Raw genomic sequence first — 11654 nt, 5'->3', positions numbered from 1 at the left:
GCGTACATCCCGCCGGTCCACGGCAGGGCGCCGCAACGAAAGGAACGGCTGTGACCCACCTCCGCATCAACCCGAGCATCCTCTCGGCGGACTTCGTCAACCTGCAGGCCGAGCTGCAGCGGATCTCCACCGCGGATGCAGTGCACGTCGACGTGATGGACAACCACTTCGTGCCGAACCTGACGCTCGGGTTGCCGATCGTCCGGCGCATCCAGGAGGTCAGTCCCCTTCCCCTCGACATCCACCTCATGATCGAGGACGCCGACCGCTGGGCGCCGCAGTACGCGGAGACGGGCGCCGCGTCGGTGACCTTCCACGCGGAGGCGGCCGCGGCTCCCGTGAAGCTGGCCCGGGAGCTGCGGAGCATCGGTGCGAAAGCGGGCATGGCGCTGCGTCCGGCCAGCCCCGTGGAGCCCTACCTCGACCTGCTGGGGGAGCTGGACCTGCTGCTCGTCATGACGGTGGAGCCCGGATTCGGCGGCCAGTCCTTCCTGGATCTCACCCTGCCGAAGATCCGCCGCGCCGCGGACGCCATCCGCGGCGCGGGTCTGCCCCTCGTGATCCAGGTGGACGGCGGAATCACCGAAGAGACCATCCTCCGCGCAGCCGATGCCGGGGCGACGGTCTTCGTGGCAGGTTCCTCGGTGTACGGGGCCGAGGACGCCGCCGCCGCGATCGCCTCACTGCGGGCTGCGGCCGGCGGCCGGGCCGCTGCTGGCGGGCACTCCGGCACCTGATCCGAGCCGCCTTCTTCAGACGGACGAAGGATCGTCCAGGTCCCGTCCTCGAACGGCCGGACGACATCGCGAGCGGATGCAGGCCACGCGGACAGCGCCACCTTGCGGTATCCCGGCCGGGCGGACCCGGCCGTTCTCGGTGACCCGGTCGGTCGGGCCTCCGCCGCTGTGGCGGGCGGACTCCGACGCGGTCGGCTGCGCTGATCGGACCCGTCGGGGATGAAGCGCCGTTGTCGTAAGGACGGGACGAGGGAGGACGATCGATGCGGGTCGTGGTGCCGGACGATTATCAGGGGGTCGCCCTGGGTCACGCGGCCTGGCAGGACCTGGACGCGGAGGTGGTCGCGGTCGACAGGCCCATCCGCGACGACGAGGACCTCGGGGCGCTCCTGGCGGACGCCGACGTGGTGGTCGCGAAGCGCGAGCGCACGGCGTTCTCTACCGCCCGCCTGCGCCGCCTGCCCGCGCTGCAGCTTCTGGTCACCACCGGCAGGGCGAACGCGGCGATCGACCTCGACGAGGCCCGGGCGCGGGGGATCGTGGTCTGCGGGACGGACTCGCCACCGGCGGCGACGGCGGAACTGACCTGGGGCCTCATCCTCGCCACGCTCCGCTCCATCCCGCACGAGGACGCCGGGATGCGGCGCGGCCAGTGGCAGACGACCGTCGGCGGCGACCTCGCGGGCCGCACGCTGGGCATCGTCGGCCTCGGGCGGCTGGGCTCGAGGGTCGCAGCCGTCGGCGCAGCCTTCGGAATGGAGGTCATCGCGTGGAGCCAGAACCTCGCTCCGGTACGGGCAGCGGAAGCCGGCGCGCGGGCGGTGAGCAAGGAGGAACTCTTCGCGTCGTCCGACGTCGTGACGGTGCACTACAAGCTGAGCGACCGCAGCCGCGGGATGGTCAGGGCCCGTGAACTCGCGATGATGCGTCGCCCGGCGATCCTCGTGAACACCTCGCGAGGACCGCCGGGCGACACCGACGCGCTGATCCGGGCGCTCCGGGGCGGGCGCCTCCGGGGTGCCGGGCCGGACGTCTTCGACGTCGAACACCTGCCGGCGGACCATCCGCTGCTCTCGGCGCCCGGGACGGTCCTCACCCCGCATCTCGGCTATGTCACCGATGACACCTACGCGGTCTTCTACGCCCAGGCCGTCGAGAACATCACGGCCTGGACCGCGGGCCGCCCGCTGCGAAGGCTGGCCTGAGGGTTCAGGCTCCGGGGCCCGTGCTGCCGGCGTCGGGAGTCCCGGCCGGGGGGTCCGTGACGGTGATGCGCACGGCGAGTGCCGTCCGGGCGGCGTCCTTGAGCACCGCGAAGCGGGGATCCGGAACGGTCAGGAAGGGCACCCGCGGCAGATCGGCCACGAGCGCGAGGACCGGTTCCGCCAGGACGGCGGCTGCGAGCGTCCTGTCCCCGCCGAGCTGCAGGCACGACGGCGGGTCGGCACGGAAGAGCGCCGCCGCCCGCACGGCCGTCTCCTCGACGAGCGCATCCGCCTGGTTCGCCCGGCGGGGTGCGAAGCGTTGCTGCGACCACCCGCCGGCCGCCGTGCGGCCCTGGACGTACCGCGTACCGGTCTTCGAGGACACGATCTGCCCGCCGCGCGCCACTCCCACGGAGTACCCGCCGCGGCGCACGAGCACCAGACCGACCGTGTGCGCCTGCTCGGCGTCCGGCAGCACCGCTGCGAGCAGGGCCTCGCGGTCCGCCGTCCCGGGCGCGCCTCCCGCAGGGCCGGGTGCGGGCAGCGCGGGAGTGAGTCGCGCGCTGCAGCCATTGGCGGCGACGAGGCCGACACCGTGGTCCGCCGTCGTGCCGGGCTCGATGGCATAGGCGCCGTTCCGCTCCTCGAAGCGGGCGAGCCAGCCGGGCAGGCGGGCCGGCTCGACGAGCACCGACCTGGACGTGGGCATGATAACCTTCCGTTCGGCCGCGTGCCGTCAGGCGCTCCGCAGCGGCGGATGGGCTGGTGATGGCGGTGCGGCGGCGCCGCGCGGACACGCGCCCGGCGGGTCCGGGTGGTGCTCGGTGCGTCAGTGGCCCACAGTAACGTTGACGTCGTGGACGATCTATTCAGCGCGGCTTCAGACGACGACGGATCGGATGGTTCCGCCGTCCGCGGCGCTCGGGGCGCGAGGCCCTCCGGCTCCGCACGCCCACGCAGTCCGCTCGCGGTGCGCATGCGCCCGCGCACCCTCGACGAGGTGGTCGGCCAGCAGCACCTGCTCGGTCGCGGCGCCCCGCTGCGGACACTCGCGGGCGAGCACGATCCGGGTGCGCATGCGGCACCGTCGTCGGTGATCCTCTGGGGCCCGCCCGGCACGGGCAAGACCACGCTGGCGCACGTGATCGCCCGTGGCCAGGGCCGGACGTTCGTCGAACTATCCGCCATCACCGCCGGCGTCAAGGACGTACGCCGCGTGATGGACGAAGCCCTGACCACCCGCGACCTGTACCGGCAGACCACCGTGCTGTTCCTCGACGAGATCCACCGGTTCAACAAGGCCCAGCAGGATGCCCTGCTGCCCGGCGTGGAGAACGGCTGGGTGGTGCTGATCGCCGCGACCACCGAGAACCCCTCCTTCTCGGTGGTCTCGCCCCTGCTGTCCCGGTCCCTGCTCCAGACCCTCAGGCCGCTCGACGAGGCCGACGTCAGGGGTCTCCTGGAGCGCGCCGTGACCGACGAGCGCGGCCTCGCCGGGTCCGTCGAACTGTCGGAGGAGGCACTCGAACACCTCGTCCGCCTCGCTGCGGGCGATGCCCGGCGTGGGCTGACGGCCCTGGAGGCGGCCGCCGGCGTCGCGCAGTCGGAGCAACCGGAGCAACCGGAGCAACCGGAGCAACCGGAGCAACCGGAGCAACGAGCACGACCGGAGGGGCAGGGCGACCCCTACGCGGGACGGTCCGGTGCAGACGACGGGGATGACGACGGGGATGACAGGGACGCAGCCGGCAGCGAACCGCCCGTCCTCCCCGTCCTCCCCGTTTTGGTCACGCTCGAGCATGCCGAGAAGGCTGTGGACGTCGCAGCTCTGCGCTACGACCGGGCAGGGGACCAGCACTACGACGTCGCCAGCGCCTTCATCAAGTCGCTCCGCGGATCCGACGTCGACGCAGCCCTGCACTACGTCGCGAAGATGCTCGAGGCGGGGGAGGACCCGCGGTTCATCGCGCGCCGGCTCATGATCTCCGCCGCCGAGGACGTGGGGATGGCCGATCCGTCGGCGCTGCAGACCGCCGTCGCGGCCGCGCAGGCCGTCCAGCTGGTCGGGATGCCCGAGGCGCGGATCATCCTCGCGGAAGCGGTGGTGCACATCGCGACGGCGCCCAAGTCCAATGCCGCCTACAACGGCATCAATGCCGCCATCGCCGACGTCAGGGCGGGGCGTGGCCAGGGCATCCCCGCGCACCTCAGGGATGCGCACTACCCCGGTGCGTCCCAGTTGGGGCACGGCAAGGGCTACGTGTACTCCCACGACGAGCCCCACGGGATCGCCCTCCAGCAGTACGCACCGGACGACCTCGTGGGTCGGGACTACTACGAGCCGACGGACCGTGGTGTCGAGCGCGACATCGCGTCGAGGGTGTCGAGGCTGCGCCGCATCATCCGCGGGACGTAGGCCCGGGCCCGGCGGATCAGCCTGGGTCCCCGTGATTCGGACCCGCCCGACGGCGCTGGTAGCATTGGACGCTGACTGGCAAGTCGTCGTGTACCAGCCTCCCCTCGCATCCCGGCAGTTCCGCTGATGGTGTGCGCGCGGGCGGCCAGGGTCGCGGCGGACTGTAGTACCGGGAAGCGGCCAATCCCGGCTCTCCGCAAGTGGAGGCCAGCGACACCAGGAAGTGCGGACGTCCCCGTGGCTCACTCCGCTTCTTCGCCGCAAAAATCGAAAGGTGAACGTGGCTAACAACACACGTGCCCGCCGCAAGGTCCGCATCTCGCGGGCCCTCGGCATTGCTCTGACCCCCAAGGCCGAGAAGTACCTCGAGCGTCGGCCCTACGCGCCGGGCCAGCACGGCCGCGCGCGTCGTAAGCAGGACAGCGACTACGCCGTCCGTCTGCGCGAAAAGCAGCGTCTCCGTGCCCAGTACAACATCCGCGAAGCGCAGATGGCCCGTATCTTCGAGGAAGCGCGCCGCACGGCAGGCCTGACCGGTGAGAACCTGATCGAGCTGCTCGAGATGCGTCTCGATGCCCTCGTGCTCCGCGCCGGCTTCGCCCGGACGAGTGCACAGGCCCGCCAGCTGATCGTGCACCGCCACATCATGGTCGACGGTGCCCGCGTGGACCGCCCGTCCTTCCGCGTGGCCGAAGGCCAGCTCATCCACGTGCACAGCCGCAGCGAGACCATGGTCCCGCTGCAGGTTGCCGCCGCTGGTGCGCACCGCGACGTCCTCCCCGCCGTCCCCGGCTACCTGGATGTCCAGCTCGACAAGCTCCAGGCGCGCCTCGTGCGTCGCCCGAAGCGCTCCGAGGTCCCCGTGACCTGCGAAGAGCAGCTCGTCGTCGAGTACTACGCACGCTAGTCGCCCGATACCGGCTGCGAACCAGCCGGCATCTTGCGAGGAGTGTGGACCAAGAGCCCGCGGCACACGCCGCGGGCTCTTCGTTCTGTAAGGTACTAGGAGCCAAGAATTCCCACGCCCGCCCATGGAGGCGGTGCACCCCTGCGTAAAGGAGACCGCCCATGTCAGGTGGAGATATTGCGGGCCTGATAGCTGCTGGCGTGTTCGCCGTCCTGGTCCTGCTGCTGGCCGTACCGATCTGGAAGCTCGGGCGGGTCCTCGACGAGCTGCGCAAGGCGATCCGGACCGTGACCGACGAGACGACGCCGCTGATCGAGGAAGTCACCAGCACCGTGAGCACCACGCACCAGCAGCTCAAGACGGTCGACGGCATCACCTCGAACGTCTCCGACGCCTCGGCCAACATCTCCGCGCTGTCCTCGCTCATCGCCGCGACGATCGGTTCCCCGCTCATCAAGGTGTCGGCGTTCTCCTACGGCGTCCGCTCCGCACTCGCCGGCCGGACCGCTCCCGCGCGCCGACGCCGCAGCCGCTAGCCCCACGAACCCCGGAGAGAAACGATGATCAGAAGAGCTTTCTGGCTGGCCGCCGGCATCACCATCGGCGTCGTCGCCGTACGCAAGGTGTCGCAGGCGAAGTCGAACCTCGGGCCCGAGGGGCTCAACCGTGCCGTCGGACAGATCAGCGACAGCCTCGCCGATTTCACCGACGCCCTCCGTTCCGCGATGTCCGAGCGGGAGAACGACCTCCGCGCCGCCCTCGGCGTAGAGGTGCCCGCGGCCCCCGCTGCCCCTGCGCCGGAGGCCGACACCGCTCCCGCCTCGCGCCGCTCCCTCCGTTAGCAGACCCTCCGGCACGCGGCACGTCCTGTCGGCGTCGCAGCCACGGGCCGGCGCCGGCGACCATGCCCGGACCTGCCCGGACGCGCCCACGGCAGCGTCCAGACCACTGAACGAAGGATGTTCCTCCCATGAAGTCCCACGAGATCGCCAGCCGCTGGCTGAGCTACTTCGAGAAGAACGGGCACACGGTCGTGCCGTCGGCCTCGCTGGTCTCCTCCGATCCCTCGCTCCTGTTCACCGTCGCCGGCATGGTGCCCTTCATCCCGTACCTCACCGCCCGCGAGGAGGCGCCCTACGACCGTGCGACCAGCGTGCAGAAGTGCATCCGCACGGGAGACATCGAGGAGGTCGGGAAGACCGCGCGCCACGGCACCTTCTTCCAGATGTGCGGCAACTTCTCCTTCGGCGACTACTTCAAGGCCGAGGCCATCCGCATGGCCTGGAACCTGCTGACCAGCGACGTCGCCGACGGCGGGTTCGGTTTGCCCGCGGAGAAGCTCTGGATCACCGTCTACCACGAGGACGAGGAAGCGCTGGGCATCTGGCGCGACAGCATCGGAGTCCCCGCCGATCGCATCCAGAAGATGGGCAAGAAGGACAACTACTGGTCCACCGGCCAGCCCGGCCCCGCCGGCCCCTGCTCGGAGATCTTCTACGACCGCGGCCCGGAGTACGGGATCGACGGCGGCCCGGAGGCCGACGACACCCGGTACGTCGAGATCTGGAACCTCGTGTTCATGCAGTACCAGCGCGGCGAGGGCACGGGCAAGGACGACTTCGAGATCCTCGGCGAGCTCCCCAGGAAGAACATCGACACCGGTCTCGGCCTCGAGCGGCTCGCCATGATCCTGCAGGGCGTCGAGAACATGTACGAGACCGACCAGGTGCGCCCCGTCCTCGACCGGGCCGCAGCGCTGAGTGGCAGGGCCTACACGAGCGCCGAGTCGCCCGAGGACCCCCACCACACCGACGACGTCCGGATGCGGGTGGTCGCCGACCACATCCGCTCCTCACTGATGCTCATCGCCGACGGCGTGTCACCCTCCAATGAGGGACGCGGGTACGTGCTGCGCCGCCTCATCCGCCGCGCCGTGCGCGCCATGCGGCTCCTCGGCGTCGAGAAGGCCTGCCTCCCCGAACTGCTCCCCGCATCACGCGACGCGATGAAGGGTGTATACCCGGAGGTCGAGAGCGACTTCGAGCGCATCAGTCGCATCGCCTACGCCGAGGAGAAGGCCTTCCTGCGCACCATCGCCTCCGGGACGGCGCGTCTCGAGGACGCCGTGCGCGAATCGCTCGCCGAGCAGCGCCCGCTCTCGGGCGAGGAAGCCTTCACGCTCCACGACACCTACGGCTTCCCCATCGACCTCACGCTGGAGATGGCGGAGGAGGCCGGCCTCGCCGTCGACGCCGACGGCTTCCGCTCGCTCATGCTCGAGCAGCGCCGGCGGGCGCAGGCGGATGCCCGGGGCAAGAAGGCCGGCCACGCCGACCTCTCCGTCTTCACCGAACTCCTCGGCCGGGGCCAGACCGTCTTCACGGGCTATGACGAGCTGACCACCGAGGCCATCGTCGTCGCGGTCCTCGACAAGGGCCAGTCGATCCCGAGCGCCCTGCAGGGCGACGAGATCGAGGTGGTCCTCGACCAGACGCCCTTCTACGCGGAAGCAGGCGGCCAGGCAGCCGATGTCGGGCTCATCACGGGTGACGGCTTCGTGGTCGAGGTCCTCGACGTCCAGCGCCCGGTCAAGGGCCTGAGCGTCCACCGCGCCGTCGTGCGCGAGGGTGAGATCGCGCAGGGCGCCACCGTCACGGCCGCCGTCGACCGGCAGCGCCGCCACGCGGGCGAGCAGGCCCACTCGGGCACGCACATCGTCCACGCGGCACTCCATGAGATCCTTGGCCCCGAGGCGCTCCAGCGCGGATCCTTCAACAAGGCCGGTTACCTCCGTTTCGACTTCTCCTGGGGTGAGGGCATCAGCGCCGCCGCGCGATCGGAGATCGAGGAGGTCTCGAACATCGCGATCCGCAACAACTACGAGGTCGAGACGAAGATCATGTCCCTCGCCGACGCGAAGGCGCTCGGTGCCACGGCGCTTTTCGGCGAGGCGTACGGCGACACCGTGCGGGTCGTCGAGATGAATGCCGAGTTCTCCCGGGAACTGTGCGGAGGCACCCACGTCGCCTCGACGTCGCTCATCGGCAGCCTGACCCTGCTCGGCGAGCAGTCCGTCGGGTCGGGGAACCGGCGCGTCGAGGCGCTGGTGGGGCTCGACGCCTTCCGCCACCTGGCGGCCGAACGCGCCCTGGTCTCCGAGCTGTCCGACATGCTCAAGGTCCCCTCCGCGCAGCTGCCCGAGCGGCTCTCCGCCACGCTGTCCAAGCTCAAGACGGCGGAGAAGGAGCTGGACCGCCTGCGGAAGGAACAGCTCGCCGTGGCCGCGGGATCGCTGGTCGACACGGCGGTGGACGTCGACGGCGTCCGCCTGATCGCCCATGATGCGGGCGAGATCGGAGGCGCGGACGAACTCCGCACCCTCGTGCTGGACCTTCGGGGCCGGCTCGGCTCCGAACCCGCCGTCGTCGCCGCCACCGGTGTCTCCCAGGAACGCCCGCTCGTCCTCGTCGCGACCAATGAAGCGGCGCGGGCCGCGGGCGTGAAGGCGGGTGCCCTCGTCCGCACCGCCGCAAAGATCCTCGGGGGCGGCGGTGGCGGCAAGGACGACGTCGCCCAGGGCGGCGGGTCCGACGCCGCACGCATCCCCGACGCGCTCTCGGCGATCCGCTCCGCGGTCGCCGAGCGCTGACCGGTCCGTTGTCCAAGGGCGGCGGGGGAGCGGAGGCCGGCCGGTCCGCGGCTCCGTACCCCTGGGGGCCCAAGCTGGGCGTCGACGTCGGGCAGGTCCGTGTCGGTCTTGCGGCGTCGGACCGTGACGGCCTGCTCGCCACGCCCGTACGCACCATGAAGCGGGACCCGCGCAGGAACAGCGACATCCGGATCGTGGTTCGGGAGGCCATCGAGCGGGGCGCCGTGCAGATCATCGTGGGGTTGCCGAAGAACCTGTCCGGCAGGGAAGGTGCCTCCGCGGAGATGGCGAGGACGTACGCCGACCTGCTTGTGGGGGAACTATCCCGGCAGTCCCATCCGTTACCGGTACGGCTGGTCGACGAGCGGCTCAGTACCGTATCCGCGCACCGATCGCTACATTCCGCTGGTCTGAGCAGCCGGGAGCATCGTAAGGTAGTGGATCAGGTGGCGGCCGTCGAAATTCTCCAGCACGCCATCGACATGCAACGTTCACGTGAACGGGACGTGGGGGATCCGGTTCCTGTGCGTGACGCACCGGGCGCTCAGGGCCCGTTGCTGACCCCTACGGAGGAGCCAGTTATCAAGCACAGCACGCCGAGCAGGAGGGACCAGGAGTCGTGAACAATCGGACCCACAACCCCTCCACGCCCCAGGACAGCCCGGACCAGCACGCGGACGAGTACGACGACGACGCCGACTACGCGCACCCCGAACCCGTCGAGGAGTTCTTCGCCGCCCAGGAGGCTCCCCGGCGCAACCGTCGCCGGCCGGCCTCCAAGGCCAAGCAGCGCCGGCGTCTCCGCCGGACGGTCGTCATGCTCGTGGTCCTCATGCTCTTCGCGGGAACGGTGTACGCGGCGGCGCTGATGCTCCGGGACGCGATCGGCCTGAACGAGGTTACGGACTATGCCGGACCGGGCGGCGAACCGACCGTCTTCACCGTTCCCGAGGGCGCCGGCGCGCTGGCGATCGGCACCGGACTCGAGAGCGCGGACATTGTCGCGGACTCGCAGACCTTCATCGACGCGCTCGGTGGTATCTCGGAGGGCCGCGAGGTGCAGCCCGGTGAGTACGAGATGCGTCTCCAGATGCCGGCCGCCGCTGCCGCAGAGGCACTCCTCGGGGAGGATCCGTCCCTCGTCTCCTACGCCGCGGTCGCCCGCGACCTGCGCCAGGGTGAGGTGTTCGACATCCTGAGCACGTCCACGGGTATCCCGCGGGCGGAGTTCGACGCCCTGGCCGCCGAGCCCACGCAGTTCGGGCTCCCACCCGAGGCGCTGTCCCTGGAGGGCTACCTGCACCCGGGCGAGTACCGCTTCGACGTCGAGGCCACCGCCACCGAGATCGTGGCGGAGATGGTCAAGGCGACCACCGATCGCCTCGCGCAGGACGGCGTCACCGACCCGAGCGAGCAGTACCGGATCCTGACCATCGCGAGCATCGTGCAGGCCGAAGCCGGCGAGGGCGACTACGCGACCGTCGCCGGGTCCATCAACAACCGCCTGACCCCGGGGAACACCGAGACGAACGGCCTGCTGCAGTCCGACGCCACGGTGGCCTACGGACTCGGGAAACGGACCTACCAGCTGAGTCCCGAGGAGAAGGCGGACACCAGCAATCCGTACAACACCTTCGCCAATCCAGGGCTCCCGAAGGGTCCGATCGGCTCGCCGAGCGACGAGGCGATCGACGCCACCGTCAACCCCGCCGACGTGCCGTTCTACTTCTGGGTGACCGTCAACCTTGATACGGCCGAGACCAAGTTCTCCGAGACCTATGCGGAGCACCTCCGGTACGTCGCCGAGTACGACGCCTGGTGCGGGGACAACCCCGGGCGCTGCGAGTAGGTGGTTCCGGGAGGATCGGTGGCGTGTGACCTGCGCGCCGCCGTGATCGGTTCGCCGATCGGTCATTCGAAGTCGCCCGTCCTGCACGCGGCGGCCTACCGCTTCATCGGCGTCGACTGCGACTACAGCGCCATCGACGTGCCGGAGTCCGCGCTGACCGGGTTCATCACCGACGTGAGGAGCACGCCGGGCTGGCGGGGACTGTCCGTCACCATGCCGCTCAAGCCCGGCATCGCACGGCTGGCCGACGGCGTCTCGGAGCTCGCTGCAGTCCTCGGCGTCGCGAACACCGTTGTGGTCGATCACGCCGGCGGTGGTATCCGCCTGCAGGCGTACAACACCGACGTCACCGGTATCTCGCATGCCCTGGCCGCCGCGGGTGTCGACGGTCCTGCGCGCGGCGTGATCCTCGGAGGTGGTGGCACCGCAGCCGCTGCGGTGGCAGGTCTGGCCGGGCTCGGAGCGCGCTCCGTCTCGGTGGTGGTCCGGCGCCCTGGTGCGGCCGCCGATCTGCTGCGGATCGGCTCGGCCCTCGGGCTCGACGTCTCCCTCCAGCCCTGGGACAGGGCGGGGGAACGCGTGCGGTCCGCTGACGTCGTCGTCTCGACGCTCCCGCCGCGGGCGGCCGACGGTCTCGGCAGGGAACTCGCCACCGATGCGCGCTTCCGGACGCAGGCGACACTGCTCGACGTCGCCTACGACCCCTGGCCGAGCGTGCTCGCGGACGCGTGGGAGCGCGCCGGCGGGACCATCGTCCCCGGCCTCGACATGCTGCTCCACCAGGCGGTGGAGCAGGTGCGCCTGTTCTTCCCCGAGGTGGCGCAGGACCGTGCCGCGGTGCTCGGCGTGATGTGTGACGCGGTCGGCGCGACCCGACGCTGATCACCGCCG

The 11654-nt window shown here is 70.7% G+C and carries 11 protein-coding genes; 10 read left to right on the top strand and 1 reads right to left on the bottom strand.

What is annotated here, in order from left to right; genetic code table 11:
• The first annotated feature begins 50 nt into the window (after window positions 1-50).
• Together rpe and FNH21_RS00290 are read left to right on the top strand one after the other, a co-directional pair.
• Window positions 51-737, top strand: a complete 687-nt coding sequence (rpe, locus tag FNH21_RS00295; RefSeq protein WP_191931455.1) for a ribulose-phosphate 3-epimerase — start codon at window positions 51-53, stop codon at window positions 735-737.
• A 263-nt stretch (window positions 738-1000) separates the two neighbouring features.
• Window positions 1001-1942 carry a D-2-hydroxyacid dehydrogenase family protein gene (locus FNH21_RS00290; protein WP_152811510.1) on the top strand — a complete coding sequence of 314 codons (942 nt, stop codon included), beginning with the start codon at window positions 1001-1003 and terminating at the stop codon, window positions 1940-1942.
• A gap of 4 nt (window positions 1943-1946) precedes the next feature.
• On the opposite strand, the gene FNH21_RS00285 is transcribed toward FNH21_RS00290, so the two are convergent.
• Complete coding sequence (locus tag FNH21_RS00285; protein WP_152811509.1) at window positions 1947-2651, bottom strand: acVLRF1 family peptidyl-tRNA hydrolase; 705 nt, start codon at window positions 2649-2651, stop codon at window positions 1947-1949.
• Between the two features lie 147 nt (window positions 2652-2798).
• Between FNH21_RS00285 and FNH21_RS00280 the strand changes: the two genes are divergently transcribed.
• From FNH21_RS00280 to FNH21_RS00245, 8 genes are all read left to right on the top strand, one after another.
• A complete protein-coding gene (locus FNH21_RS00280) occupies window positions 2799-4358 on the top strand; it encodes an AAA family ATPase (protein ID WP_191931454.1) in 1560 nt (519 codons plus the stop codon).
• Window positions 4359-4638: 280 nt separating this feature from the next.
• Window positions 4639-5265 carry a 30S ribosomal protein S4 gene (gene rpsD, locus FNH21_RS00275; RefSeq protein WP_055771608.1) on the top strand — a complete coding sequence of 209 codons (627 nt, stop codon included), beginning with the start codon at window positions 4639-4641 and terminating at the stop codon, window positions 5263-5265.
• Window positions 5266-5426: 161 nt separating this feature from the next.
• A complete protein-coding gene (locus FNH21_RS00270; RefSeq protein ID WP_152811508.1) occupies window positions 5427-5801 on the top strand; it encodes a DUF948 domain-containing protein in 375 nt (124 codons plus the stop codon).
• Between the two features lie 24 nt (window positions 5802-5825).
• A complete protein-coding gene (locus FNH21_RS00265; protein WP_241742673.1) occupies window positions 5826-6107 on the top strand; it encodes a hypothetical protein in 282 nt (93 codons plus the stop codon).
• A 128-nt stretch (window positions 6108-6235) separates the two neighbouring features.
• The gene (gene alaS, locus FNH21_RS00260; RefSeq protein WP_152811507.1) at window positions 6236-8914 is read left to right on the top strand and encodes an alanine--tRNA ligase; all 2679 of its coding nucleotides are present in this window, start codon (window positions 6236-6238) and stop codon (window positions 8912-8914) included.
• 8 nt (window positions 8915-8922) lie between these two features.
• Window positions 8923-9537 (top strand): Holliday junction resolvase RuvX, encoded by a 615-nt coding sequence (ruvX, locus tag FNH21_RS00255; protein WP_152811506.1) that lies wholly within the window; start codon window positions 8923-8925, stop codon window positions 9535-9537.
• Window positions 9534-10763, top strand: a complete 1230-nt coding sequence (locus FNH21_RS00250; protein WP_191931453.1) for an endolytic transglycosylase MltG — start codon at window positions 9534-9536, stop codon at window positions 10761-10763. The genes ruvX and FNH21_RS00250 overlap by 4 nt, the downstream gene beginning before the upstream one ends.
• Window positions 10764-10781: 18 nt before the next feature.
• Window positions 10782-11645, top strand: coding sequence for a shikimate dehydrogenase (locus tag FNH21_RS00245; protein WP_338403096.1), 864 nt, complete (start codon window positions 10782-10784; stop codon window positions 11643-11645).
• Window positions 11646-11654 lie beyond the last annotated feature (9 nt).

This window comes from Arthrobacter bussei, from assembly GCF_009377195.2.
GTDB classification, from domain to species: domain Bacteria; phylum Actinomycetota; class Actinomycetes; order Actinomycetales; family Micrococcaceae; genus Arthrobacter_D; species Arthrobacter_D bussei.
This window is presented reverse-complemented; position numbering and strand designations above follow the sequence as displayed.